Source organism: Pseudomonas sp. FGI182 (assembly GCF_000511325.1).
Taxonomy (GTDB): Bacteria; Pseudomonadota; Gammaproteobacteria; order Pseudomonadales; family Pseudomonadaceae; genus Aquipseudomonas; species Aquipseudomonas putida_Z.
Window position 1 is genome coordinate 5,044,363 of the sequence record NZ_CP007012.1, and the last position, 25,495, is coordinate 5,069,857.

Consider the following 25,495-nt stretch of genomic DNA (forward strand, 5'->3'; position numbering starts at 1 on the left):
CATGCATTTCGACCTGATCGACCTCAGGCTGTTCCAGCACACCCTGGAGTGCGGCAACATCACCGCCGGTGCCAGCCGCAGCCATCTGTCGCTGGCAGCAGCCAGTGCGCGCATCCGCGCCATGGAGGCATCGCTGGGCATCCCTTTGCTGGAACGCAACCGCCGTGGCGTGCAGCCGACCCCGGCAGGCCAGGCGCTGCTGCAGCATGCCCGGCTGATAACGCAGCAGGTCGAGCGCCTGCAGTTCGACCTGGGCCAGTACGCGCAAGGGCAGCAGGGCCAGGTGCGCCTGCTGTGCAACACGGCTGCGCTCACGGAGTACCTGCCGGAACTACTGGCCGGCTACCTGGCTGAAAACCCTGGAGTCAGCGTGGATGTGCAGGAGTTGCCGAGCCTGCGCATCGTGCAGTCGATTACCCAAGGCATGGCAGACCTGGGCATCGTTTCGACCGCCGCACCCAGCGCGCACCTGCAGACCCGACCGTTTCGCGAAGACCCGTTGGTGCTGGTAACGCCGCAGCACCACCCGCTGGCCAACGAGGTCGCGCCGAGCTTCATCGATAGCCTGGCCCATGGCTATGTCGGCCTGGGGGCTGGCAGTGCACTGGCGTTGTACCTGGAAGAGCAGGCACTGCGCGAGGGGCGGCGCATGCGGGTTCGAGTGCGTGCCGAGGGGTTCGATGGCGTGATCCGCATGGTTGCGGGCGGGGCCGGGGTGGGGGTGGTGCCGCTGGCTGCGGTGAAGCGTTGGCAAGGGGTGTTGCCGTTGCACTGGGTGGCGCTGACGGAACCATGGGCCAATCGCCGGTTGCTGGTGTGTGCACGCGATTTTGCGGCATTGCCGGGGTATGCCGCAGGGTTGGTAACCACCCTCACCCGCTGACGCGATCAGTATGTTGCCTGTGCTGCGCATGACTTGAAGCCAACGCGATCGATGTAGGAGCGGCCTTGCGTCGCGAAAGGGTCGCGAAGCGGCCCCAGATTTTCAGCGTTGCAGCAGAAATTGCCGGGGCTGCTGCGCAGCCCTTTCGCGACACAAGGCCGCTCCCACACAGTAAGTGCATTTTTTCGGCCGCTCGCACACAATCCTCCCATCGCACCACCGAAAAGGACTTTCCAGTGGCATCGATCTACCAGCTCAAACCGCGCTTCCAGGCCCTGCTCCGCCCTGCTGTCCAGCGCCTCTACGACCGCGGTGTCACCGCCAACCAGGTCACTGTCGCCGCCGCCCTGCTGTCAATCCTGCTGGGCCTGCTGCTGGCCGCCCTGCCCCATCTCACCTGGCTATTCATCCTGACTCCAGTCTGGATGCTGCTGCGCATGGCACTGAACGCCGTCGACGGCATGCTCGCCCGGGAGTTCGGCCAGCAATCCACCCTCGGCGCCTACCTCAACGAACTGTGCGACGTGATCGCCGATGCCGCGCTGTACCTGCCCTTCGCCCTGCTGGCCGGTGTATCGCCAACCTTGGTCGTACTCGTGGTGCTCAGCGCCACCTTCAGCGAATACGCCGGTGTCATGGGCCCGCTGGCCGGCGCCTCACGGCGCTACGACGGCCCCATGGGCAAGAGCGACCGGGCGTTCGCCTTCGGCGTGCTGGGTACCGGCGTCGCCTTCGGCGTGCTGAACGGCGCCTGGATCAACGGCTTGTTGCTGGTCATCCTCGCACTCTCGCTCTATACCCTCTACAACCGGGTTCGCCAGGGGCTGGCCGAAACCCGCTGAGCCCACTGCCGTCGTAAAAGGATGTCGACCATGCGCCAAGCGCAAGCGCTGCACTTCTCCACCCATGACGGCGTCGAGCTGCACTACCGTCACTGGCCTGCCACCCGTAACCAACACCAACCACGCCGGGCCGTGGTGATGTTCCACCGCGGCCACGAACACGGCGGGCGCATGGCCCACCTGGCCGATGAGCTGGACATGCCGGGCTACGATTTCTTCGCCTGGGATGCCCGTGGCCACGGCCAGTCGCCGGGCGCGCGCGGCGACAGCCCGGGGTTCGCCACCAGCGTGCGCGACGTGCAGACCTTCATCGAGCACATCCAGGCCCGCCATGGCATTGCCGAACAGGACCTGGTGGTGCTGGCGCAGAGCGTCGGGGCCGTGCTGGTCGCCACCTGGGCCCACGACTACGCGCCGAAGGTGCGCTGCCTGGTGCTGGCCTCGCCAGCGTTCAAGGTAAAGCTGTACGTGCCGTTCGCCCGCCCCGGCCTGAAACTGCTGAAGGCCCTGCGCGGCAACTTCTTCGTCAACAGCTACGTCAAGCCTCGCCTGCTCACCCACGACCCCGAACGGGTCATGTCGTATGTGGCCGACCCGCTGATCAGCCGGCCGATTTCGGTAACCATGTTGCTGGGCCTGTACGAAGCCGCCGACCGGGTGGTGGCGGATGCCCAGGCCATCCAGCTGCCGACCCAGCTGCTGGTGTCCGGTGCCGACTTCGTGGTCGAACGCCAGCCGCAGGAACGCTTCTTCGAACGCCTGGGCAGTGCGCGCAAGGAAATGCACATCCTGCCAGGCTTCTTCCACGACACCCTTGGCGAGCGTGATCGGGCCCATGCCTTGCGGCGTATCGAGCGGTTCGTCGAACATTGCTTCGCCAGCCCCGCTGCCCTGCCGTCACTGCTCGATGCCGACAAGACCGGCGCCAGCTGCGCCGAGGCCGAAAGCCTGGCCGCACCGCTGCCGCGCAACTCGCCCCGCGACCTTTACTGGCGCGCTACCCGCGCCGGGCTGCGCCTGGGCAAGGGGCTGTCCGAAGGTGTGAAGCTGGGTTTCGATACCGGTTTCGATTCGGGCAGTACCCTGGACTACGTGTACCGCAACCAGCCGACCGGCAAAGGCAAGCTCGGCCGCCTGGTCGACCAGAACTACCTCGACGCCATCGGCTGGCGCGGCATCCGCCAACGCAAGCTGCACGTAGAGGAACTGCTGCGCCTGGCCATCGCCCGCCTGCGCGAACAGCAGCGGCCGGTGCACATCGTCGATATCGCCGCCGGCCATGGCCGCTACATCCTCGAGTCCCTGCAGGGACTCGAACAACTGCCGGACTCGATCCTGCTGCGCGACTACAGCGAACTGAACGTGCAGCAAGGCAGCGCACTGATTGCCGAAAAGGGCCTGGCCGACATCGCCCGCTTCGTCCAGGGCGATGCCTTCGACCGCCAGAGCCTGGCCACCCTTGAACAACCACCGACCCTGGCCGTGGTCTCCGGCCTGTACGAACTGTTCGCCAGCAACCAGTTGGTAGGCAACTCGCTGGCCGGCCTGGCCGATGCGCTGGAAGATGGCGGTTACCTGGTCTACACCGGCCAGCCGTGGCACCCGCAACTGGAAATGATCGCCCGCGCCCTCACCAGCCACCGCGGCGGCGAGGCCTGGGTGATGCGCCGCCGCAGCCAGGCCGAAATGGACCAACTGATAGAGGCGGCGGGGTTCCGCAAGCTGGCCCAGCGCATCGATGAATGGGGCATTTTCAGCGTCAGCCTGGCACAACGGGTGCGCTGAATGAGCCCATCACGCGAGCCCGGGCTGATCCGCCGGGGCGTATTCTGGCTTCTGCTGCTGGGGCCGCTGTTTTTCCTCAGCTACGGGCTGGCGAACAACCACACCGCCGGGCGCAGTGATGTCGGCAGCCTGGTGTTCGGCTGGGAAAGCCGCATGCCGTTGTGGCCGTGGACGATCATCCCGTACTGGTCGATCGACCTGCTCTACGGCTTGTCTTTCCTGCTGCCGCGTACGCGCCAGGAAATGGACCGGCACGCGCTGGCGCTGCTAACCGCACAGCTGATCAGCGTCAGCTGCTTCCTGCTCTGGCCGCTGCGCTTCACCTTCGAGCGGCCGGAACTGGGCGGGGTGTTCGGCTGGATGTTCGATGTGCTGATGGGCTTCGACAAGCCGTTCAACCAGGCGCCTTCACTGCATATCGCCCTGCTGGTGATCATCTGGACGATGTTTGCCCGGCACGTACAACGCCAGCCCTGGCGTTGGCTGATGCATGGCTGGATGGCACTGATCGGGGTGTCGGTGCTGACCACCTGGCAGCACCATTTCATCGACGTGCCGACCGGGGCATTGGCGGGGTTCGTCTGCGTCTGGTTGTGGCCACATCAAGGGCAACTGCCCTGGCAGCAGGTGCGCCTTGCGCGGGATGCCAAGCGTTGGCGGTTGGCGTTGTTCTATACAGTGGGTGGGCTGCTGTGCGCAGTGCCTGTCGTTGCGTTGGGCGGCACCTGGCTGTGGTTGACCTGGCCGGCCGTGTCGCTGGCTTTGGTGGCGCTGAACTATGGCGTGCTCGGTGCAGGCGGGTTTCAGAAAGGCGCCGATGGGCGCTTGTCGAATGCAGCCAGCTGGCTGCTGGCGCCATACTTGGTGGGGGCGTGGGTCAACTCGAGGTTGTGGACCTGGCGGCACCCGCAGGCGGATGAAGTGTGTGATGGTGTCTACCTTGGGCGGATTCCTGGGTGTGCCGCGCATTTCGCTGCGGTGGTCGATTTGTGCGCAGAGCTACCGTGTCATGTTCAGGACAGCGCGGACAATTGTAGGAGCGGCCTTGTGTCGCGAAAGGGCTGCGAAGCGGCCCCAGCAATATCTGCTGCGAAGCTGAAAATCTGGGGCCGCTTCGCAGCCCTTTCGCGACACAAGGCCGCTCCTACACAGGTCGCGTCCGCCGTTGGCTACGCATGTTTTCCTACCCTGGATCTGATCGCCCCGGAAAGCCCATTGCTGCACCAGGCCGCCATCGCCATCGAACGCCTGCGCTCCCAAGGCCCGGTGCTGGTCTGTTGCGCCCTGGGCTATTCGCGCAGTGCCAGCGCCGTGGCCGCCTGGCTGGTGCTCACGGGCCGCTGCACTGATGCTCGCCAGGCCGAGGCGCTGATCCGCAAGGCCCGCCCCGGCGTGGTCCTGCACAGCGCACATCGCCAAGCCTTGCAACAGCTAGGGACACAACCATGACGCTGTACGTGGTGGCCAGCCTGCTGGGCCGTGGCAAACAACTGGAACGCCTGTCGGACAGCCTCACCCTGCTGGCCCTGGCCTACGGCCTGGCGCCCTTGCTGGGTGCACAGTTGCAACCACTGGCCAACCTGCTGTGCATTGCGCTGCTGGTACTAGGCCTGCTGCACAAGTACTGGGCCATTCGCGTGGCCCTGGATGCCGAACTGTTCGCCCGCCTCGCCGCCAGCCGCGACCTGGCGGCGGACACCCAGGCCCTGGACCATGCCCTGTTCGAGCTGAAACTCAAACCGCAGGCCACCGATTCCCGCGCCTGGCCTGCCCGCAGCCAGGCCGCGCTGGCCCTGTTACGCCGCCAGGCAGTGTGCCTGGGCCTGCAGCTGTCGCTGGTCTTGGCTACCCTGCTGACACTGCCTTTGAAGGGATGACTACCGATCCATGCTCGCCAACCTGACCGCCTACCTCATCACTTCCGCCGCCCGCCTGATCACCGGCGCCCGCGCCCTGTGGCTGGGCTGCACGCCGCTGCCGGTGCAGCGCCTGTATTTCGCCAACCACAGCAGCCATGGCGACTTCGTACTGCTGTGGGCCTCGCTGCCGCAACCGCTGCGCAAGCGTACCCGTCCGGTAGCCGGCGCCGACTACTGGGCCAAGCCGGGCATTCGCGACTTTCTCATCCGCAAGGTCTTCAATGGTGTGCTGATCAACCGGCAACACAGCGCCGGCCAGGGCAGCCCGTTGCAGCCGATCCTCGAAGCCGTGGCCCAGGGCGACTCGCTGATCTTCTTCCCGGAGGGCACTCGCAATCTCGGCGACGAGCCGCTGATGCCGTTCAGGAGCGGGCTGTACCACCTGGCAGCAGCCAACCCCGAAGTCGAACTGGTGCCGGTATGGATCGCCAACCTCAACCGGGTGATGCCCAAGGGTCGCGCCCTGCCGTTGCCGTTGTTGTGCACATTGAGCTTTGGCGAGCCGCTGCACCTGCAGGCGGATGAAAGCAAGCAAGCCTTTCTCGAGCGGGCCAGCCAGGCCCTGCTGAACCTGGCCCCCAAGGATGCCTGAGATGGACGACAACACCCTTTCCCTGTTCGCCGGCATCGGCGCCCTGCTGCTGCTCGCCAGCGTGATCGGCCGCCTGCTCAAATGGCGCGCCGGCCCGGCACCGCACGCGGTGATCGACAACCTCAACGCCCGCATCAACGCCTGGTGGGTGATGGTACTGGTGATCGGCATCGCCTTCCTGTTCGGCAAGTACGGCGTGATCGTGCTGTTCTACGGCGTATCGTTCTATGCCTTGCGCGAGTTCATGACGCTCACCCCGACCCGGCGCAGCGACTACCCGGCACTGGTGGCGGCGTTCTATGTGGCGCTGCCGGTGCAGTACGTGCTGATCGCCATGGACTGGTACGGGTTGTTCAGCATCTTCATCCCGGTGTACCTGTTCCTGTTGCTGCCGATCCTGGCCAGCTTCGGCGGCGACACCACGCGCTTTCTCGAGCGCGCCTCGAAGGTGCAGTGGGGGCTGATGATCGCGGTGTACTGCGTGTCGTCGGTGCCGGCATTGATGACCCTGGACATCCCGGGTTACGAGGGCCGCAACCTGCTGCTGATTGCCTGGCTGATCCTGGTGGTGCAGATCAGCGACGTGCTGCAGTACGTGTGCGGCAAGCTGTTCGGCAAGCACAAGGTAGCGCCCAACCTGTCACCATCCAAGACCGTCGAAGGCCTGGCCGGCGGCGTGGCACTGGCCACCTTGATCGGCGCCCTGCTCTGCTGGATCACCCCCTTCACCTTCTGGCAGGCCGCACTCATGGCGTTAGCGGTGAACGCCATGGGTTTCTTCGGCGGGCTGGTGATGTCGGCGATCAAGCGCGACCGTGGGGTGAAGGACTGGGGGCATATGATCGAAGGCCACGGCGGCATGCTCGACCGCATGGATTCGGTGTGCTTTGCCGCGCCGGTATTCTTCCACTTTGTGCGGTATTGGTGGGCGTAGCGAAAGTGAGCGTACCGATCAGTGCGAAAGGGCCAACTCTCGCAGTGCAGCCGACGCCAGAAAACCGGAGCGGGACGCATAGCGATGATCACGCTTCACTTTTTCGTCGATTCGTTGAAGCAGGTTTTCCGGCAGCGTTGCATTGAAGCGAACCGCCTTGCCCAGGTACGGGGTGACATCAAAATCCACAACAGCCCAGACCCCACCTTCATAGTCAGGGTTCGCCACATGGACATCGACTTCCTGTGCCTGCGGCAACGCCTCGTTATCTGCGACCAACCCTTCAAAATGCAGCGCCAGCGCTTCCTGAACATTCTCCAATGCTTTTGCAACAGTGGCACCGGCGCTGAAGCAACCGGGCACATCAGGTACGGTCACGCCGTAGTCCGAGTCGGCGTCTTTGTGCAATACGACCGGGAATTTCATTGACTACCTCCGTTGACATACACACCGAATTGACCAGAACAAAGCGCACTACACACTATGCACACGCGTCGCGACTAGCGGACAGATTGGATGGCAAAGTAAGAACATGCCTTCTGACACGTAGGAAATCAGCAAGTACCTTCGGGTACCAATACCCCCTAGGGTATCGGTGCCGCCGGTCTGCTACTTGAGATACGACCGCAGCAACGTCGCCACCTTGTCCGCCTCCTCCTGCCGCTCCTCGGCACTCAGCCCGTCCGCCACCAGGTGTTCGCGGATATGCCCTTCCATCACTTCGGCCATCAGCCCGTTCACCGCACCGCGCACGGCGGCGATCTGCTGCAGTATCGCCAGGCAGTCCTTGTCCTGCTCCAGCGCTGTCTCCAGGGCGGTGGCCTGGCCTTTGATCTTGCGCACCCGGGTCAGCAGCTGCTTCTTGCTCTTCAGGGTATGTGCCATTGGGTTTCACACCATGCTAGGTATACTGGGGTATAGTATATTTCTCGACGTTCCGGGAGCATGATAAACCATGGCGACACAAACCTCAGACCGCTGGCAGCACAGTCACCAGTTCCATACCAGCAACCTGGGGGCCGAGCGCAAGACGCGCCTGGCCGTGTGGCTGACCGCCGTGATGATGGTGGCGGAAATTACCGGGGGCTGGTTCTTCAATTCCATGGCGTTGCTGGCCGACGGCTGGCACATGAGCTCCCACGCCCTGGCCCTGGGCCTGTCGCTGCTGGCCTATGCCGCCGCGCGGCGTTATGCCGGCGACCGGCGCTTTGCCTTCGGCACCTGGAAGATCGAGATTCTCGGCGGCTACTCCAGCGCCCTGCTGTTGCTGGGCGTGGCCGGGCTGATGGTATTCCAGTCGGTGGAGCGCCTGCTGGCACCGGGGCCGATCCACTATGACGAGGCGATCTTCATCGCCGTCGTGGGCCTGGCCGTCAACCTGATCTGCGCCTGGCTGCTGCGTGACGACCATCACCATCACGTTCATCATCACCATGGCCACGACCATCACCATGACCATGGCCATGGCCACCATCACCACGACCTGAACCTGCGCTCGGCCTACCTGCACGTGATGGCCGACGCCGCCACCTCGGTGCTGGCTATCGTCGCCCTGCTGGCCGGCAAGTACTGGGGCGCCGGCTGGCTCGACCCGGTCATGGGCCTGGTCGGTGCGCTGCTGGTGGCGCTGTGGGCCCGCGGGCTGCTGCGCGATACCGGGCGGGTGCTGCTGGATGCGGAGATGGACGCGCCGGTAGTGGAGGAAATCCGCGAGGTGGTCGCGCAGCTGCCGGTGCCGGCCAGTATCACCGACCTGCACGTGTGGCGCGTGGGCAAGGACCAGTACGCCTGCATTCTCGGCCTGGCCGCCCGGGCCGAACTCAGCGCCGACAGCGTGCGCCAGGCCCTGGGCGTACATGAAGAACTGGCGCACATCACCGTCGAGGTCAACCGCCTGGCATAGCGCGACCAGACAGCTGGACGTCGAGCCCAGGCAACTGCGGCTCGGCCGATGGCCCTATGGTGACGAGTCATTCAGCCAGTCACCAGGAGTTGTGCCATGTCCGATTTCATCACCGTCCTGCGCGAAACCTGCCCGACGCCGGTCGTGGACGCCACCAAGTGGAAGCGCATCGGCGGCGATCCGCACACCGTCAACCTCAACGCCTATCTGTCGGCCGACGGCAGCAAGATCATGGGCACCTGGATCTGCACCCCAGGCAAGTTCGAGGTCAACTACGAGAAGTGGGAGTTCTGCCACTTCCTCGATGGCTACTGCATCATCACCCCGGAAGGCGAAGAGCCGAAGCACCTGAAAGCGGGTGATGTGTTCGTGATCGAACCGGGGATGAAAGGCACCTGGGAAGTGGTCGAGACCGTGCGCAAGTACTTTGTCTTTGCCTGATCTCACACGCCGCACATAGCCCTGTAGGAGCAGCCTTGTGCTGCGAAGAGGCCAGTCATGGCAACACATGTGCTGGGCCGGATCAGGCCTCTTCGCAGCACAAGGCTGCTCCTACAAGCTAATCCGAGCCTGGCATTCGGGCAAAAAAAATCGCGGATCAGACGCCCTTCCCTCTGGTGCGCAGTTACAGAGGGAAGGCCGCCTGGCCCGCGATGAAGTCCTCGCTCGTCAATCCTTCTTGCGGTAACCCTCGACGATCGCCGAGAAGTCCTTGCCACCCTCGCCGCGCAGGCTCATGGCCTGGTACAGCTGCTGGGCCACGGCCCCCAGGATTACCGGTTGATGCGCCTGGCGTGCAGCCTCGGTGGCCAGCCCCAGGTCCTTGAGCATCAGCTCGGCGCCAAAGCCTCCGGTATAGCCACGCGATGCCGGCGCGGTTTCGATGATGCCCGGCCATGGGTTGTAGGTGTCCGAGCTCCAGCAACGCCCGGTCGAACTGTTGATGATGCCGGCCAGCACTTTGGTGTCGATGCCCAGCGCATTGCCCAGGGCCATGGCCTCGGACACGCCGATCATCGAGATGCCCAGCAGCAGGTTGTTGCAGATCTTGGCGATCTGCCCTGTGCCGACTTCACCGCAGTGCACGATGTTGCGGCCCATCTGCTCCAGTACCGGCTTGAGGGTGGCAAACAGCTCGGTGCTGGCGCCGACCATGAAGGTCAGGGTGCCTGCCGCCGCGCCGCCGGTGCCGCCGGACACCGGCGCATCGCCCATGTCCACGCCCTTGGCCGCTGCGGCCTTGGACACATCACGCGCAGTCTGCGGGTCGATGGTGCTGCAATCCACGGTCGGCGTGCCGGGGCGAATGCCGGCCAGCACGCCGTCTTCGTTCAGGTACACGCTGCGCACATGGGCAGCAGCCGGCAGCATGGTGATCACCAGCTCGCTGTTGGCCGCCGCGTCCTTTGGCGAAGGGCTGATCTGCCCGCCCAGTTCTGCCAGCTCGGCCAGCACGGCCTTGTTCAGGTCGAACAGGTTCAGTTGGTGCCCGGCCTTGATCAGGTTGCGGGCCATGGGTGCGCCCATGTTGCCGAGCCCGATGAATGCGATACGCATGACTCTCTCCTTAGCGCAGGCTGATGGCTTAGCGCAGGCTGATGGTGGTGTTCACACCGTCGTTGACGCTGTCATCATCGAACCAGCGGGCGGTGACGGTCTTGGTCTGAGTGTAGAACTGCACCACTTGCTTGCCGTACGGGCCGAGGTCGCCGAGCTTGGAGCCACGCGAACCGGTGAAGCTGAAGAACGGTACCGGGACCGGGATCGGGATGTTGATGCCGACCTGGCCGATGTCGATTTCGCTCTGGAACTTGCGCGCTGCCGCGCCGCTCTGGGTGAACAGGCCGGTGCCGTTGCCGAACGGGTTGGCGTTGACCAGGGCGATGGCCTCGTCGAGGGTATCGACTTCCAGGGTCACCAGCACCGGCCCGAAGATTTCCTGGGTGTAAACCTGCATGTCGGTCTTCACGCCCGAAAACAGGGTCGGGCCGATGAAGTTGCCTTGCTCGTAGCCCGGCACCGTGACGTCACGGCCGTCGAGTTCCAGCTTGGCGCCTTCCTTGATGCCACTTTCGATCAGGCCCAGCACACGCTCCTTGGCGCGCTTGGAAACCACCGGGCCGACATCGGTGCCTGGCTCGCAACCGGCATTGACCTTGAGCTTGCTGGCCGCGTCCTTGATATCCGGCAGCCATTCGCGGGCCTTGCCCACCAACACCGCCACCGAGGTGGCCATGCAGCGTTGGCCTGCTGCACCGAAGGCGGCGCCGACCAAGGCGTTGACGGTTTGCGTGCGGTTGGCATCGGGCAGCACCACCGCGTGGTTCTTCGCGCCCATCATCGACTGCACGCGCTTGCCGTGCTGGCTGCCCAGGTTGTACACGTGGGTGCCCACTTCGGTGGAGCCGACGAAGGAAATCGCCTTGATGTCCTGGTGGGTGCAAATGGCATCCACCACTTGCTTGCCGCCATGCACCACGTTGAGCACGCCAGCCGGTATGCCGGCTTCCAGCGCCAGTTCGACCAGCAGCATGGTCGACAGCGGGTCTTGCTCGGACGGTTTGAGCACGAAGGTATTGCCGCAGACGATGGCCATGGGGAACATCCACAGCGGGATCATCGCCGGGAAGTTGAACGGTGTGATGCCGGCGCATACGCCGATCGGCTGGCGCAGGGTATAGGTATCGACGCCGCCGGCAACGTTCTCGGCGAATTCGCCCATCTGCAGGGTGCCGATGGAGGCGGCGTGCTCGACCACTTCCAGACCGCGGAAGATATCGCCTTCGGCGTCGGCCAGGGTCTTGCCCTGCTCGGCACTGAGGACCTGGGCGATGCGTTTGGTGTTTTCGCGGATCAGCGCCTGCAGCTTGAGCATGATGCGCATGCGCGCGCCGATCGGCGTGTTACGCCAGGTCTGGAAAGCGCGGTGGGCAGCGGCGACGGCCGCGTCGACTTCTTCGACGGTGGCGAACGGTACGCGCGCCAGCACCTCTTGGGTGGCCGGGTTGACGATGTCGCGCCATTCGGTGGTCTTGGACTCGACCCATTGGCCGTCGATCAGCAGCTTGACCTGCTCGATTTTGGTCTGGTTAGGGGATTGCGGTGCGTTCATCTGCGTTCTCCTTGGAATTATTGTCGGGACGAGATCGCCAGCGCCGTGCAAACGCGAGGTGGCGTCCTGAGGCTTGTTTCGAGTATAGATGTGCAAACATCCAACAAGAACGCACAAAAAAACCGGATCATCATGCAAAAAGACCTCACATCCCTGAGCGCGCTCAACTGGGACGACCTGAAGTTCTTCCTTGAAGTGGCGCGTACCCGCAAGGCCAGCAGCGCCGCCAAGCGCCTGAGCGTGGACTACACCACGGTGTCGCGGCGCATCAGCTCGCTGGAGGGGGCGCTGGGCACCTTGCTGTTCGAGAAATCCCGGACCAACGGCTTTGTCCTCACCGCCGAGGGCCAGCGCCTGCTGGGCTATGCCGAGTCGATCGAGAGCACGCTGCACATGGCCTGCGAGCAGGTGTCCGGGTCGGGCGTGGCGTTGTCGGGGCATGTGCGCATGGGCTGCACCGAAGGCTTCGGCAGCTTCTTCGTCACCCCGCAGCTAAGCCACTTCGTCGATGCCTACCCGGCGATTTCGGTGGATATCCTGCCGCTGCCGCACTTCATCAGCCTGTCCAAGCGCGAGGCGGACATCGTCATCGCCCTGGAGCGGCCGGAGCATGGGCCTTATGTGTGCTGCAAGCTGTGCGACTACCGCTTGCGGCTGTACGCGACCCAGGGCTACCTGGACAGCCACGCACCGATCAACCAGATCGCGGACCTGGCCAGGCACCCGTTCATCAGCTACGTGGACGACCTGGCGTTCAGTTCGGAGCTGCTGTACCTGGCCAACCTGATCCCCAGCGCCAGCGCGCATTTGCGCAGTACCAGCGTGATTGCGCAGTACACGGCTGCGTTGCAGGGGCGTGGGCTGGCTATCTTGCCGTGCTTCCTGGCGGCACAGGACCCGCGTCTGGTGACGGTGTTGCCGGAGGAGATCGAGGTGACACGGCAGTTCTGGATGTATTGCCGGGAGGATTTGCGCAAGCTGAAGCGGATTACCCTGTTGTGGGATTACATTCGCGGGGTGACGGAGGCGAATGCGCCGTTGTTGATGGGCGAGACCCGAGAGATGCGGTTTGCTCAGGAATAAGGGGGCTGCGTTGCAGCCCATCGCCGGCAAGCCAGCTCCCACGGGTGCAGCGTTGATCTCGAGGTTGTCGCTGTACCTGTAGGAGCGGCCTTGTGTCGCGAAAGGGCTGCAGAGCAGCCCCGGCAATTTGTGCATCTGCGCTGAAACCCCAGGGGTAACACAGATAATGTGGGAGCGGGTTTACCCGCGAAGCAGACAACTCGGTGCATGGCACCGGCTTCGCCGGTGTTCGCGGGTGAACCCGCTCCCACAGGGATATCTGATAGCCCGTAGGCTGTGGTCAGTAGGAAGCCACCACAATGGACACCCGCCGGTTCTCGGTACGCCCGGCGCTGGTGCGGTTGTCCGCCACCGGCTGACTACTGCCCAACCCACGGCTCTGGATGTTCTGCGCCGGCATGCCTACCCCGACCAGCGCCTTGGCAACGCTCTGCGCGCGGCGCTCGGATAGCTGCTGGTTATACGCCGCCTTGCCGGACGAGTCGGCATGTCCATCCACCCGCACGCCCTGGATGCCAACGCCGAGCAGCGCCTTGCCAATGCGTTCGACAATCGCCTGGCTCTGGCTGTTGAGGCTGTCCAGGTCGCTGCCGAACAGCACCTTGCCGGACAAATCGTAGGCCCAGCCTTCGTCGGTCGGGGTAAAGCCTTCACGCTTGAGCACGGCAATCTGCTCGGCGGTCAGGCCCTTGGGCGGAGCGCTCTGGCAGCCGGTCAGCGCCAGCACGGCGAGCAACAAGGCCCATAGGGGGAAACGCAAAGCCTGTATCACGGGTTCAACTCCTGTTCTTGATTTCGCTGGCGGACCGTTCCGTCTGCGCCACTTGCCAATGACCACGGCGTTTGCGCTTGGCCTGGTACATCGCCGCATCGGCGGCATTCAGAAGACTGGCGGGGTCAGCACCGTCATCCGGGTAATAGGCAATACCGACACTCAACGAGGTGGCGATACTGCGGCCACTGTCCAGCTGTACCGGCAACTTCATGCTGGCAACGATCTTCTCGGCAATGTGCTCGGCGTCCTGGCGCGAATGCAAAGGCGTCAGCAGCACGGCGAACTCATCGCCTCCCAGGCGCGCCACCAGGTCGTGCTCGCGCAGTTGGGCACGCACGCGGTCGGCCACGCTGATCAGCACTTCGTCGCCCACCGCATGGCCGAGGGTGTCGTTGATCTGCTTGAAGTGGTCGCTGTCGAGAAACAGCAGCGCCAGGTGATCTTGCTGCCGTTCTGCATTGCGCACGCTGCGGCTCAAGCGCCCCTCGAAGAAGGCGCGGTTGGGCAGGCCGGTCAGGCTGTCGTGGCTGGCCTGGTGCGCCAGGGTCTGGTTTTCGCTCTGCAGGTGGCTGTGCCATACCTCCAGCTCATCCAGCAGGGCGTTGAAGTCATTGCCCAGTTCGTTGAGCTCGGCAATCGGCGCTTCCGGCACGCGTCGGTCGAAACTGCGCTCGCGGCGGGCGGCGTGGGCGACACTGGCCAGGCCACGCAGCGGGCGGACGATATCGCTGAGCAGACGCCGTGACAGGTATTGAGCAGCCAGGGCGCTGAGCACCGTGCAGAACAGGATGCCGGCCAGCCCGCTGAACAGGAACAGCAACAGGCTACGCCCCTGGCCAACCAGCTCGATGCGCCCGACCTGCTGTTGCTGGTGCGTGATCGGCAGGTTGATCGGCTCATCCAGCAAGGCGGTGGCCACCTGCGCCTCCAGCCGCGCGAGCACGCCGGTATCGCTGCGCTGCCAATGCGCCAGTTGCTCGCCTTCGTTGTTGAAGACCCTGGCTTCGGCCACTTCCTCGGCACTGGCAATCAGCGCCAGCGATTCATTGGCCGCAGCGCTGTCGTCAAACACCACCGCCGCTTCCACGGTGTAGCTGATCGAGCGGGCGATCAGGTGCAGGTTGTCGTTGGCGTAGACACGCAGGGCGAGCACGCCCAGCAGGGTCAGGGATATGCCGGCCAGGCCCACGGCGAGCAAGGCGACGCTGAGATGGCCACGGCCCAGCACCGAGCGCAGGGTCGGGCGCACGCCGCGCTTGCGGGTTGGTTTCATGGTTGCACCGCCCGGCGCCGCGACAATTGCAGCACGCTGGGGTGAATGCGCACGCCGGAGCGTGCCACCGAGTCCAGGTTGACTTCAAAGGCTACCTGCTGGTCGCTGACCCGCAAGCAGAACAGGCTGCCGACCGTGCACGGGTCGTCCGCCTCGCTGATGCTCAGCACCGGGTGGCCACTGACGCGCTCGAACAGCCGGTCGCGCTGGCCCTGGTCGAGTTTGCCGATGTAGATGGCGTCGCAGGCCTGGGCGACCTGGCTATCGTCTGCCAGCAGCCGCCGCACCTGCAGCGGTCGGCCGGACTCCTGCACATGGCCTTTGATCAGGTCATCGGCGTATTCGGTCGGGCCGACCAGGCACAGGCGCAAGGGCGAGGGTTCGACGGGCCAGCGGGCGTAGCTGAAGATGCCCAGCACCACCTGGGTGACGGCCTTGGCACGTTGCTGCGCCTGGGCGGCAGTTATGGCGGGGTCTGCCCGGGCCGGGCCTGCGGAAAGGAACAGGGCGGCCAGCAATAGCGAAAGCGCACAGCTCGTCACTCGCCTTGCGGCCACTTTCATGTGGGAAATCTCTTAAGGTCCTTTCCAATATCGGCGCAACGATAGCACATGGCCGCATGCCTGTATGAAAGGCGCGGAGGCATTTACGTTCCCTGTAGGAGCGGCCTTGTGTCGCGAAAGGGCTGCATAGCAGCCCCTCGATATCTGCTGCGCTGCTGAGATCCGGGGGCCGCTTTGCGGCCCTTTCGCGACACAAGGCCGCTCCTACAGAGGACTGCGTCCGGTGTCAGACTTGCTCCAGCATCAACCCGGAAATTCGCCGTACCTTGCGCGCCACCGCCTCTTCGAAAATACCCTGGCGGGGCTCGACCAGGCTGAAGCAGTGCTTGGCGCGGGTGATGCCGGTGTATACCAGCTCCTTGGTCAGCACCGGGTTGAGCGCATCCGGTAGCACCAGCGCGGTGTGGCTGAACTCCGAGCCCTGGGACTTGTGCACGGTCATGGCGAATACCGTTTCCACTTCGTTCAGCCGGCTGGGCAGGACGAAGCGCACACCGCCGCTGCCGTCGTTACGCGGGAAGGCCACGCGCAACAGGGGTTCGCCGCGCTCGTCCGGCAGGCGCAGGGCAATGCCGATGTCACCGTTCATCAGGCCCAGGCCGTAATCGTTGCGGGTTACCAGCACCGGGCGCCCTTCGTACCAAGGCTGCTGGCTGTCGATCAGCCCGGCATTGTGCAGTACCCGCGCCACCCGCTCGTTGAGGCCTTCGACACCCCAGGCGCCGCGGCGTACCGCGCACAGCAACTGGAAGTCCTCGAAGCTGTGCAGCACCTTGCCCGCCCATTGCTCCCACGCGGGGTCGTCAACGGCGGTATCGAGTGCCGGGCGGAAGCGGCCAAGGGTGCGCAGGTAGCTGCGATAACCCTGCGGGCCGTCGCTGCCGCGGTTCAGGCCGTCGAGCAACAGGCGGTCGAAGGCGCGGTCCTGTTCGTGCTTCAGGGCCAGGCTGTACACATCGGGCGGCGGCGCGGCCAGCAGGTTGCGCGCCGCATGGGCGTCCTGGCGGTTGACCAGCCGGGCCAGCTGGCCAATGCCGCTACCTTCGCCGAAACGCCGCGAGAAGCGCAGCATCACCACCTGCTGGGCCAACGGGTTGCGTTGCTCATCGCCGGCCTTGAGGCCGCTGCCCGCCAGCGACTCGCCGCCGGTCTGCTCCAGCCATGCCTCGGTCGCCGGCGAGTAACAGCCCTCCTCGGCATCTCGGCATAGGTCACCCAGTACCGCACCGGCTTCGACCGAGGCCAGCTGGTCCTTGTCGCCCAGCAGTACCAGACGTGCCCGTGGCGGCAGGGCATCGAGCAGGTTGGCCATCATCTCAAGGTCGATCATCGACGCTTCGTCGACCACCAGCACGTCCAACGGCAGCGGGTTGCCGGCATGGTGACGGAAGTGCCGCGAACCGGGGCGGCTGCCGAGCAGGCGGTGCACGGTGCTGACCTCGGTGGGGATCTGCCCGCGCACCTCGGCGCTGACCTGCAGGCGCTCGACCTGTTGGCCAATGGATTCGGTCAGGCGCGCGGCCGCCTTGCCGGTCGGCGCGGCCAGGCGAATGCGCAATGGCCTGCCCTGCTCTACCGCCGGCGCCTGCAGCAAGGCCAGCAGGCGCACCACGGTAGTCGTCTTACCCGTGCCGGGGCCGCCGGTGATGATGCTGAAGCCTGCGCGGGTGGCCAGGGCGCAGGCGAGCTTCTGCCAGTCCACCTGGCCTGCCGGCGCGCCACCGTCGAACAGTTGCGCCAGACGGCCAGGCAGGTCGGCCGGAGGCGCTTCGGCCTGGGTCAGGCGCTGGCGAAGAGTATGGTCGATGCGCCGCTCGTAACTCCAGTAACGGCGCAAGTACAAACGCTCGCCGCTGAGGACCAGAGGCCGCGCTTGCTGGCCCGGGGTATCCCCGGCGGCCACCAGCGGGCTGGCGGTAATGCGCTGGCGCCAGGCGTGCAGGTCGAGGTTGGCCAGCAACTGCGAGGGCAGCAGCAAGGGGCCGGTCAAGGCGTCGCCTTCAGGCGGCAACGACAGGGCGAAATCGGGCTCGGCCAGTGTTTGCTGCAGGTCGAGGCAGACATGGCCGTGGCCCAGTTGGTGGCTGGCCAGGGCGGCGGCCAGCAACAGCAGGGGGTCGCTACCGGGGGCTCGTTCCTCAAGGAACGATACGAACGCACGGTCCAGGGCACGCAGCCAGCCCCGCTCTACCCAGCGGTCGAGCAGTTGCAGCAGGTCACCGCTGTCATGCTGCGGCGCCAGTGCGAGCAGGTGCTCGGCGTGCAGCGGAGTGGGCAACAGGTCGACGAGGCTTCGGCTCATATCACGGCTCCGGCAAACAGGTCCTGCTGTACGGGCGGATGCTCACCACGGAACAGCGCATCGAGGCTTTCGATCAGCTCACGCGGTGGCTTGGCGTGGTAAACGCCGTGGCCGCTGCTGCTGGCACCTCGCAGGAAGATGAACAGGGCGCCACCGACATGGCGGTCGTAGTCGTAGTCAGGCAGGCGGGCGCGCAACTGGCGATGCAGGGCCAGCAGGTACAGCACGTACTGCAGGTCGTAGCGATGCTCGAGGATGGCCTTTTCCATGGCAAGGGCATCGTAGGCCTGGATATCCGGGCCCAGCCAGTTGGATTTGTAGTCGGTCACGTAGTAACGCCCGTCCAGCTCGAAGGCCAGGTCGATGAAACCTTTGAACATGCCATTGAGCACGGTCGGCTGCGCCGCCGGGCGTGCCAGGCCGGGGTGGGTGTGGCGTGCCACCAGGCGGTCGAGTTGTTCGGCATCGACCTGGTGGCTGGCGAACCAGAACTCCATTTCGATCTGGTAGTGGCGCAGCTGCCCGAGCGTCACACCGAGGTCGTTGCCCGGCAACGGCAGCGCTTCGCCCAGCAGGCGCTGCAGCCAGTGCGTCAGGGTGGGGATCCAGCCGGTCCAGTCACGACGGTTGCAGCGCTGGCCAACGGTTCGCTCGATCAGCCGTGCATTGCCGCTGACCTGGCTGAAGCCCTCGCGGCCAACCCATTCCAGCAAGCCATGCAGGAAGGTGCCCGGGTTGGGCCCGCGCGGGAAGCGGTGAATATCGCCACTGTCGGCCGGGACCTCGCGCAGCACCTGGGTATCGACCACTTCATCATCCAGTAACTGCTGGGCCTGCGAACTGTCGGCACCGAGGGTCTGGTCGCCGACGCGCAGGGCACTGTACGAGGCAATCCACCAATGCTCGGCGCCCGCTGCGCGGCGCGGTTTGCGGGCAGGTAGCAGCTCATGCTCTGCGTGCGGCATGCGATACACCTGCTCATCTGCCGGCGGCAGGCTCGGGCAAGAGATGTGCGGGCAGGTCTTGGCCAAGGCCTGCAACCAGTCCGTCAGCTGCTGCGAGCCCGGCAGGGCGAGGCCGCCACCCAGCAGGTAGCCGAACGCCGAGCGGTGCAGTTGCGAGCTCTTCTGGTTGCCCCGCTTGAGGTCGGCGACACCCAGCCAGCAGGCATGCTGGGCGCGGGTCAGGGCCACATAGAGCAGGCGCAGGTCTTCGGCCAGGCGCTCGTCGTCGGCGCGCTCGATCTGTTCCTGGTCTGGTGTGAGGGTGAGATGGGCGTTGCCCTGGCTATCATGCCAGGCCAGCGGCAGGCGGCTGCCGTCCACTGGTTTGCTGGTGCAGATGAACGGCAGGTAGACCAAGGGGTATTCCAGGCCCTTGGATTTGTGGATGGTCACCACTTTCACCAACTGCTCGTCACTCTCCAGGCGCAGGATCTGCTCTTCACCAGCCTGGCCGGAACTGGCCAGGTGCTCGGCCAGGTGGCGGATCAGCGCCTGTTCGCCGTCCAGTTCGCCGGCAGCCTGTTGCAACAGCTCGGCCAGGTGCAGCAGGTTGGTCAGCACCCGCTCGCCATCGCTGCGGCGGATCAGCGTGCGCGGCAGCTGGAAGTCATGCAGCAGGTGCCGCAGCATCGGCAACACGCCCTGGCGCTGCCAGGTGTCGCGGTAACGGCGAAAACGCATGACCCAGTCTTCCCAGACCCGCTCGTCCTGGTTCAGGCGGTCCAGCGCAGCCAGCGACAGATCGAGGGTAAGGCTGGCCAGAGCGGCCTTGAGCAGGCGCTCCGAGTCGGGTTCGGCGCAGGCCTTTAGCCAGGCCAACAGGTCGTGGGCTTCCTGGGCGGCGAATACCGAGTCCTTGTCGGACAGGTACACACTACGCACCTCGCGCGCGGCAAGCTCGGCGCGGACCATCTGCGCTTCATGGCCATCGCGCACCAGGATGGCGATGTCCGATGGGAGGCACGGGCGCAGTTCGCCCTCGGCATTCTGGAAACCAGCCGTGCCTTGCTGGCCGCCATTGAGCAAGGCGACGATATGGCTGGCGCAACTGGCGGCCAGCTGCTGCCGGTAAACGCTGCCGGAGACCGGCTCTTCGCTTTCCAGATGCCAGCATTGAAGGGCTGCGCAGGCTTCACCGTCGATCAACAGCTGCTCGCCACGGCCTTTGGCGCGGACCTCGATGAACGGCAGCGGGTTGTCATCGGCCTCGCGGAACAGGAATGCGCCACGCCCTGCCTCACGCGCCTCGGCCTGCAGGAACACCTGGTTGACCGCCGCGACCATAGCCTTGCTGGAGCGGTAGTTGGTGTCCAGGCTGTGCAGGCGACCACTCGTGGCACGGCGGGCGGCGAGGTAGGTGTAGATGTCGGCGCCACGGAAGGCATAGATCGCCTGCTTGGGGTCGCCGATCATGAACAGGCCGGTTTCGGCGCGGTTTTCGCTGATCTGGTAGATGCGCTCGAAGATGCCGTACTGCACCGGGTCGGTGTCCTGGAACTCGTCGATCAACGCCACCGGGAACTGTTCGCGGATCAGGCTGGCCAAGCGCTCGCCGGCCTCGCTGGCAAGGGCGTGCTGCAGGCGCAGGAGCATGTCGTCGAAGCCCATTTCCGCACGCCGACGCTTCTCCACTTCGAAGCGTGCCGATACCCAGTTGGCGGCATGCTCGAGCAATGGGGCATCCGGGCTGTCCAGGGCTTGGAGCTGTTGCTGCAAGCTCTGCATGGCATTGAGGGCCGGGTGCTCGGGTGGCTCGCCCTTCCAGGCTTCGGCCATGCCCGCCGGGGTCAGGCGGGTAAAGCCGGTGCCCAGGTCGAGCTCCACCAGTTGTTCGGCTGCGGCCCAGGCGCAGAGCTTATCGAACCAGGGCTCGAAGTAACGGGCCTGCATCTTGCGGCCATCGACTTGTTTGGCGGCCAGTGCATCACGGCAGATCTGGCGCAACTCCTCGGCCCATTGCGCCCAAGGCGCCTTTAGCCGGGCCAACTGCTCGCCACGCTGCTGCAGCGATGCCTGGATCAGTGCCGCCGGCTCGGGCCCGTCGTGCTGGGCGCGCACGCGACCGAACAGTGGGCGGATCCGCGGCAGCAAGGCGTCGGGGCTGCCCCAGTGGCCACGCACCCAGGCCAGCGCGTCGCCTTGCATGCCGTAGCAGAAGCGCCGCCAGTAGTCGCGCATGACCTGGCCCAGCAGTTCGCTGTGGTCGGTTTCCAGGGTCTGGGTAAACAGGCTGCCGCTGTCGAAGGCATGTTCGCGCAGCATGCGCTGGCACCAGCCGTGGATGGTCGATACCGCTGCCTCGTCCATCCACTGCACGGCGATTTCCAGGCGCCCGGCACAGCGTGGCCAGGTTTCTTCCGGGTAGTCGTCACGCAGCTGGTGCAGCAGCGGGTCGGCCGCATCCAGCTCGCCACGGAAGAACCGCGCAGCTTCGGCCAGGCGGGCGCGGATACGTTCGCGCAGCTCTTTGGTGGCGGCGTCGGTGAAGGTCACCACGAGTATCTGCGGTGGTAGCAGCTCGCGGTCGAAGCCCTGCTCGCCACCGTGACCGAGGATCAGGCGCAGGTACAGCGCCGAAATGGTGAAGGTCTTGCCCGTGCCGGCGCTGGCCTCGATCAGCTGGCTACCGTGCAGGGGGAAACTCAGTGCCAGGGGACGGTCCTGGGTCATGCGCCTTTCTCCGGGTTGCCCAGGGTCTGCCACGGGGCGTTGAACAATGGGCGGTACAAGGCTTCGCACCAGCCTTCGAAGGTTTCATCAGCGGTGAGCGCGGCAAAGTCGCGGAACTGCCGGGCCAGGGCGATGCTTTCACTGCGCTCGCCGAAGCTGGTGCGCTCGTCGCCTTCGTAGGCGCGGGCAGCAGCAGCCAGGGCTTTGTCGCTATCGTCCTGGGCCAGCCAGGCGAACGCGGTCTTGGCCGCGACCGGCAACGGCGCATTCATCGCCGCCTGGCGGGCTACCAGCAGGTCGCCCAGCAATTGCGCCGCTTGCGCTTGCGGCAGTGGCGCAAGCAGCAGGGTCAGGTCGCTGGCCACCAGCGCGCTGTTATAGGGGTAGCCCGCCGCGCAGGCCACCAGGTGCGTGACCCAGGGCGCGATCAGGCGGTGCCACTTGAGGGCGTTACGCCCGGCACTGATGGTGTTGGGTACGGTGGTGATGCTGAGCAGGCTCTGGTCATCCGCCTGGAACACCCGCCCCAGCCAGCCTTCGAGGCGATGCTGGCCGTGCTCGAAATGCACTGGCAATGCCCCCTCGACCAGCTGCGGCCAGCGTTGCAATAGCTGGCGGTGGCGTTGCAGCAGGTCTGGCAGCGGCTCGATCAGCTCGCGCTGCAGCAGTTCGCCGAAGCCGGCCAGTGGCAGCACGCCACAGGCCTGCAAACGCCGGGCCTGGGCCTGCAGGGCCTGTTCGGCATTGTCCGGCTCGGCCAGCGCTGCACCCAGCAGGCTTTCACTGGCGCCGTACCGTTGCAGGGTATCGAGGACGAAGGGTTCCTCGTCCGGGGTCGGTGCTTCCAGCGCTTCGAAGTAGACTTTCAGACGCTGGCTGAAGAAGTGCCGCACCGGGTGGCGCAGGAAATCATTCAGCTGGGTCAGGCTCAAGGCCTCATTGTCATGGTATGGCGGCAGGCCGGGGTCAGCCTGCTGGTCCTCATGGCCCTGCTGGTGCAACACCTGCCATTCGTGGGCAAAGCTGAACAGCGGGCTGCCCTTCTGGAAGTAGCGTGGGCTGAACGGTTGCAGCGGGTGCTCCTGGGTCAGTGCGTGCAGCAATTGCTCGCCCGGTTCCGCTGGCTGCCCCTGCTCCGCGCCTGCCAGCTGCCAGCCGGCTGCAAGGTGATCGCGCAACTGGCCGATCAGTACCGAGGCCGGGCGTTCGCTGTTGTCGCGGATGCTGCGCCCGACCCAGCTGACATACAGTTGGTCGCGGGCCGACAACAATGCTTCGAGCAGCAGGTAGCGGTCATCCTCGCGGCGCGAGCGGTCACCGGGGCGGTAGTCGCTGGCCATCAGGTCGAAGTCCAGCGGCTGCTGAGCGCGGGGGTAATCGCCATCGTTCATGCCCAGCAGGCAGACCACCCGGAACGGGATGGCGCGCATCGGCATGAGGGTACAGAAGTTCACCGAGCCGGCGAGGAAACGCTGGGACAACTTGCCCTGGTCGAGGCCCGACAGCCAGGCTTCGCGCACTACGGTCAGCGGCAATGGGTCTTGCAGGCCGACGGCCTCGCACACTTCAAGCCAGCTATCACGCAGATCCTGCAACTGCATCAGCAGGAACTCGTCGTGCTCGCCCTCAGCCAGGAAAAACACTTGCAGCAAGGCATGCAGGCGCTCGCCCCACTGGCTGACAGTGGCAGGCTCGGACAGGGCCTGGCCGGCCACTTCGAGGGCGTCCAGCAAGGCGACCAGCGGGCCGATCAGTGCCGCATCCAGGCCACCGATTTCATCGTAGGGTTCGATGCCGTCACAGGCCTCACCCACGCCGACGGCATAACCCAGCAGCATGCGCCGCAGGCCGAACCGCCAGCTGTTCTGTTCCAGCCCAGCGGGCAAGCCCAGGCTGGCCCGCTGCTCGGCATTGAGGCCCCAGCGGATGCCAGCCCCCTCGATCCAGCGGTGCAGCGTGGGCAGGTCGTTTTCGCGTATGCCGAAACGGGCGCGGACTGCCGGCACATCCAGCAGGTCGAGCACTTCGCTGACCGCGAAGCGGCTATCCGGTAGCTTGAGCAGGTGTTCGAGGGCAATCAGCAAGGGTTCGCGGCCACGCTGGCCCTGGTCGGTCAGGGTGAACGGGATGTAGCGCGGATCGTTGCGCTGCAACTGGCCGAATACGGCGCGAATATGCGGCGCATAGGTATCGATGGCCGGCAGCATGACGATCACGTCACGTGGGCGCAGGGTTGGGTCGGCGCTGAACCGGGCCAGTAACTGATCGTGAAGGATCTCCACTTCACGTTGCGGGCTGTGGGCGATGTGGAAGCGAATCGAGCGGTCCTTCGCCGGGTCGACTGGATGCCACTGCTCGCGGGTTTCGGCGAGCGGACGCAGTTCGAGGATGTCGTCCTGCAACTGGTTGAGCAGCGTGGTGGGCGAGCCGTCACTGAACAGGTCGATGCGACCATCGCTGAACACGCCTTGGTAACTGCCGGGGTCATCGTAGCTGTCGAGCAGGTTGATGTAGTCGCGGCCTTGTTTGCCCCAGGCGGCCAGCAAAGGGTGGGCATGCTGGTGCAGCGACTGGTCGTCCAGTTGCAAGGGCATGCCCTGCTTGCGTTGCTGGCGCTTGTACTGGTGGCGCAGCAGGTCCTTGTCGGCAACGATATCGGCCCAGTGGTGGCGGCAGGGGTTGTGCACGCACAGCAGCACCTGGCTGAAGCGTGCCAGGCCGGCCAGTGCCTCAAGGGCCTGGGCTGGCAGCGAGGAGATACCGAATACGATCACCCGGGCCGGCAGACCGGCAGGTGCCTGCTCCAGGCTGTTGATTCGTTCGATGAAGCGTTGATGTACGCCGGCACGGCTCTGCGCCATGCCCTGCTCGCCAACATCCTCCAGCAATGCACGCCACAACTCGGCCTGCCAGCGGTTACCCGGGGGCAGCGCCTTGCGCTCACCGCGAGCGGTGTTGAGGATGTGCTCGCCAGCGGCCCAGTCCTTGAGCCAGTCGGCGCGGTAGACCTGATACTGGTCGAACAGGTCGGCCAGGCGCTCGGCGAGCTGATAGCGCTTGCGCAGGTCGCTGTCGTCGGTGAGGAAGCGTCGCAACGGCTCGAAATGCGGGCGTTCGATCAAGGCCGGGAGCAGACGCATCAGACGCCAGGTCAGCGGTGCCTTGTCGAGCAGGGAGACTTCGGGAATTTCGTCACGGCCCAGCACGCTGCGGTACAGCTGCCACATGAAGCTGCCTGGCAGTTGCACGTCGATGGCGGCGGCGATGCCACAACCACCCTGGTCATCGTCCTGAGGGTCTTCGGCAAGGGCCAGTTTGAGCCATTGGGCGATGCCATTGCTCTGCACCAGGGCGATTTCGTTTTCCAGAGGTGCCAAGGGATAGCGACGCATCCAGCTCACCACCAGGCTGCGCAGGTCGTCGAGGCGGTTGCCGTGGACGATCATGAAGCCGGGGTGGAGGTTGGTGGTGTTGGGCATCGGGAGGTCTCTGGCTGGCGCTGGGGGATGAGGGGAAACGATATCACGTAGGTACCATACGGAGAGTATGGCGTAGTGCCATTAACCGTCTGAATTGTGGGAGGCAACATAACAGCGGGCCTGCGCGACCTTTGTAGGAGCGGCCTTGTGTCGCGATCGGGCGCGCAGCGGCCGCAATCCAGGCGCCGCGGTTTACCTGTGAGACCCGGGATACAGGCTTTACGGCCGCTGCGCGCCCGATCGCGACACAAGGCCGCTCCTACAGGGATCGCACAAGGCCGGGGGATTCGCACAAGGTAGGGTCGGGGGATTTGAGTGAGGCCTGAATTTTATAGGGCCAGAAAGACAAAACCCCTACCTGCATGCGCAGATAGGG

20 protein-coding genes are annotated in these 25,495 nt (G+C 65.2%); 10 read left to right on the forward strand and 10 right to left on the reverse strand.

The window, feature by feature from the left end; translation table 11 throughout:
• Position 1: 1 nt before the first annotated feature.
• From C163_RS22215 to C163_RS22245, 7 genes are all read left to right on the forward strand, one after another.
• Positions 2 to 883, forward strand: coding sequence for a LysR family transcriptional regulator (locus tag C163_RS22215; RefSeq protein WP_025340655.1), 882 nt, complete (start codon positions 2 to 4; stop codon positions 881 to 883).
• Positions 884 to 1,119: 236 nt separating this feature from the next.
• Entirely contained in the window at positions 1,120 to 1,725 is a 606-nt protein-coding gene (locus tag C163_RS22220) for a CDP-alcohol phosphatidyltransferase family protein (RefSeq protein WP_025340656.1), read from the forward strand.
• 30 nt (positions 1,726 to 1,755) lie between these two features.
• Entirely contained in the window at positions 1,756 to 3,510 is a 1,755-nt protein-coding gene (locus tag C163_RS22225) for a bifunctional alpha/beta hydrolase/class I SAM-dependent methyltransferase (protein WP_025340657.1), read from the forward strand.
• Positions 3,511 to 4,959 carry a dual specificity protein phosphatase family protein gene (locus tag C163_RS22230; RefSeq protein WP_025340658.1) on the forward strand — a complete coding sequence of 483 codons (1,449 nt, stop codon included), beginning with the start codon at positions 3,511 to 3,513 and terminating at the stop codon, positions 4,957 to 4,959.
• On the forward strand, positions 4,956 to 5,387 hold the full coding sequence (locus tag C163_RS22235; protein ID WP_025340659.1) for a hypothetical protein: 432 nt from the start codon (positions 4,956 to 4,958) through the stop codon (positions 5,385 to 5,387). The genes C163_RS22230 and C163_RS22235 overlap by 4 nt, the downstream gene beginning before the upstream one ends.
• Before the next feature lie 10 nt (positions 5,388 to 5,397).
• Positions 5,398 to 6,021, forward strand: a complete 624-nt coding sequence (locus C163_RS22240; protein WP_025340660.1) for a lysophospholipid acyltransferase family protein — start codon at positions 5,398 to 5,400, stop codon at positions 6,019 to 6,021.
• Between the two features lies 1 nt (position 6,022).
• Positions 6,023 to 6,955 carry a phosphatidate cytidylyltransferase gene (locus C163_RS22245; RefSeq protein WP_015271818.1) on the forward strand — a complete coding sequence of 311 codons (933 nt, stop codon included), beginning with the start codon at positions 6,023 to 6,025 and terminating at the stop codon, positions 6,953 to 6,955.
• An 18-nt stretch (positions 6,956 to 6,973) separates the two neighbouring features.
• Here the strand turns inward: C163_RS22245 and C163_RS22250 are convergent, their stop codons facing one another.
• Both C163_RS22250 and C163_RS22255 read right to left on the reverse strand, forming a co-directional pair.
• Complete coding sequence (locus C163_RS22250) at positions 6,974 to 7,381, reverse strand: type II toxin-antitoxin system HicB family antitoxin (RefSeq protein ID WP_003258416.1); 408 nt, start codon at positions 7,379 to 7,381, stop codon at positions 6,974 to 6,976.
• A 183-nt stretch (positions 7,382 to 7,564) separates the two neighbouring features.
• Entirely contained in the window at positions 7,565 to 7,840 is a 276-nt protein-coding gene (locus tag C163_RS22255) for a metal/formaldehyde-sensitive transcriptional repressor (protein ID WP_025340661.1), read from the reverse strand.
• A gap of 70 nt (positions 7,841 to 7,910) precedes the next feature.
• On the opposite strand from C163_RS22255, the gene dmeF reads away from it, so the two are divergent.
• Together dmeF and C163_RS22265 are read left to right on the forward strand one after the other, a co-directional pair.
• The gene (gene dmeF, locus C163_RS22260; RefSeq protein ID WP_025340662.1) at positions 7,911 to 8,858 is read left to right on the forward strand and encodes a CDF family Co(II)/Ni(II) efflux transporter DmeF; all 948 of its coding nucleotides are present in this window, start codon (positions 7,911 to 7,913) and stop codon (positions 8,856 to 8,858) included.
• A 96-nt stretch (positions 8,859 to 8,954) separates the two neighbouring features.
• Positions 8,955 to 9,299 (forward strand): cupin domain-containing protein, encoded by a 345-nt coding sequence (locus tag C163_RS22265; protein ID WP_003258412.1) that lies wholly within the window; start codon positions 8,955 to 8,957, stop codon positions 9,297 to 9,299.
• 228 nt (positions 9,300 to 9,527) lie between these two features.
• Here C163_RS22265 and mmsB read toward each other — a convergent pair whose 3' ends face one another.
• Both mmsB and C163_RS22275 read right to left on the reverse strand, forming a co-directional pair.
• The gene (gene mmsB, locus C163_RS22270) at positions 9,528 to 10,415 is read right to left on the reverse strand and encodes a 3-hydroxyisobutyrate dehydrogenase (RefSeq protein ID WP_025340663.1); all 888 of its coding nucleotides are present in this window, start codon (positions 10,413 to 10,415) and stop codon (positions 9,528 to 9,530) included.
• A gap of 28 nt (positions 10,416 to 10,443) precedes the next feature.
• On the reverse strand, positions 10,444 to 11,970 hold the full coding sequence (locus C163_RS22275) for a CoA-acylating methylmalonate-semialdehyde dehydrogenase (protein WP_025340664.1): 1,527 nt from the start codon (positions 11,968 to 11,970) through the stop codon (positions 10,444 to 10,446).
• 132 nt (positions 11,971 to 12,102) lie between these two features.
• On the opposite strand from C163_RS22275, the gene C163_RS22280 reads away from it, so the two are divergent.
• A complete protein-coding gene (locus tag C163_RS22280) occupies positions 12,103 to 13,053 on the forward strand; it encodes a LysR family transcriptional regulator (RefSeq protein ID WP_025340665.1) in 951 nt (316 codons plus the stop codon).
• Between the two features lie 280 nt (positions 13,054 to 13,333).
• Here C163_RS22280 and C163_RS22285 read toward each other — a convergent pair whose 3' ends face one another.
• The 6 genes from C163_RS22285 to recC form a co-directional block, all read right to left on the reverse strand.
• Positions 13,334 to 13,825 (reverse strand): OmpA family protein, encoded by a 492-nt coding sequence (locus C163_RS22285; RefSeq protein WP_025340666.1) that lies wholly within the window; start codon positions 13,823 to 13,825, stop codon positions 13,334 to 13,336.
• Positions 13,826 to 13,829: 4 nt separating this feature from the next.
• A complete protein-coding gene (locus tag C163_RS22290) occupies positions 13,830 to 15,101 on the reverse strand; it encodes a diguanylate cyclase domain-containing protein (RefSeq protein ID WP_025340667.1) in 1,272 nt (423 codons plus the stop codon).
• Positions 15,098 to 15,664: a YfiR family protein gene (locus C163_RS22295; RefSeq protein WP_025340668.1), complete on the reverse strand. Its 567-nt coding sequence runs from the start codon at positions 15,662 to 15,664 to the stop codon at positions 15,098 to 15,100. The genes C163_RS22290 and C163_RS22295 overlap by 4 nt, the downstream gene beginning before the upstream one ends.
• Positions 15,665 to 15,890: 226 nt before the next feature.
• The gene (recD, locus tag C163_RS22300) at positions 15,891 to 17,966 is read right to left on the reverse strand and encodes an exodeoxyribonuclease V subunit alpha (RefSeq protein ID WP_025340669.1); all 2,076 of its coding nucleotides are present in this window, start codon (positions 17,964 to 17,966) and stop codon (positions 15,891 to 15,893) included.
• Positions 17,963 to 21,640 (reverse strand): exodeoxyribonuclease V subunit beta, encoded by a 3,678-nt coding sequence (gene recB, locus C163_RS22305; RefSeq protein ID WP_025340670.1) that lies wholly within the window; start codon positions 21,638 to 21,640, stop codon positions 17,963 to 17,965. The genes recD and recB overlap by 4 nt, the downstream gene beginning before the upstream one ends.
• Positions 21,637 to 25,119: an exodeoxyribonuclease V subunit gamma gene (gene recC / locus C163_RS22310; protein WP_025340671.1), complete on the reverse strand. Its 3,483-nt coding sequence runs from the start codon at positions 25,117 to 25,119 to the stop codon at positions 21,637 to 21,639. The genes recB and recC overlap by 4 nt, the downstream gene beginning before the upstream one ends.
• Between the last annotated feature and the right edge of the window lie 376 nt (positions 25,120 to 25,495).

Coding starts and splice junctions, on each gene's coding strand:
- C163_RS22215 (WP_025340655.1), top strand. CDS start 2: ATGCATTTCGACCTGATCGACCTCAGGCTGTTCCAGCACACCCTGGAG.
- recB (WP_025340670.1), bottom strand. CDS start 21,640: ATGACCCAGGACCGTCCCCTGGCACTGAGTTTCCCCCTGCACGGTAGC.
- C163_RS22250 (WP_003258416.1), bottom strand. CDS start 7,381: ATGAAATTCCCGGTCGTATTGCACAAAGACGCCGACTCGGACTACGGC.
- C163_RS22240 (WP_025340660.1), top strand. CDS start 5,398: ATGCTCGCCAACCTGACCGCCTACCTCATCACTTCCGCCGCCCGCCTG.
- C163_RS22225 (WP_025340657.1), top strand. CDS start 1,756: ATGCGCCAAGCGCAAGCGCTGCACTTCTCCACCCATGACGGCGTCGAG.
- recD (WP_025340669.1), bottom strand. CDS start 17,966: ATGAGCCGAAGCCTCGTCGACCTGTTGCCCACTCCGCTGCACGCCGAG.
- C163_RS22275 (WP_025340664.1), bottom strand. CDS start 11,970: ATGAACGCACCGCAATCCCCTAACCAGACCAAAATCGAGCAGGTCAAG.
- C163_RS22245 (WP_015271818.1), top strand. CDS start 6,023: ATGGACGACAACACCCTTTCCCTGTTCGCCGGCATCGGCGCCCTGCTG.
- C163_RS22265 (WP_003258412.1), top strand. CDS start 8,955: ATGTCCGATTTCATCACCGTCCTGCGCGAAACCTGCCCGACGCCGGTC.
- C163_RS22230 (WP_025340658.1), top strand. CDS start 3,511: ATGAGCCCATCACGCGAGCCCGGGCTGATCCGCCGGGGCGTATTCTGG.
- C163_RS22255 (WP_025340661.1), bottom strand. CDS start 7,840: ATGGCACATACCCTGAAGAGCAAGAAGCAGCTGCTGACCCGGGTGCGC.
- recC (WP_025340671.1), bottom strand. CDS start 25,119: ATGCCCAACACCACCAACCTCCACCCCGGCTTCATGATCGTCCACGGC.
- C163_RS22295 (WP_025340668.1), bottom strand. CDS start 15,664: ATGAAAGTGGCCGCAAGGCGAGTGACGAGCTGTGCGCTTTCGCTATTG.
- C163_RS22235 (WP_025340659.1), top strand. CDS start 4,956: ATGACGCTGTACGTGGTGGCCAGCCTGCTGGGCCGTGGCAAACAACTG.
- C163_RS22290 (WP_025340667.1), bottom strand. CDS start 15,101: ATGAAACCAACCCGCAAGCGCGGCGTGCGCCCGACCCTGCGCTCGGTG.
- C163_RS22280 (WP_025340665.1), top strand. CDS start 12,103: ATGCAAAAAGACCTCACATCCCTGAGCGCGCTCAACTGGGACGACCTG.
- mmsB (WP_025340663.1), bottom strand. CDS start 10,415: ATGCGTATCGCATTCATCGGGCTCGGCAACATGGGCGCACCCATGGCC.
- dmeF (WP_025340662.1), top strand. CDS start 7,911: ATGGCGACACAAACCTCAGACCGCTGGCAGCACAGTCACCAGTTCCAT.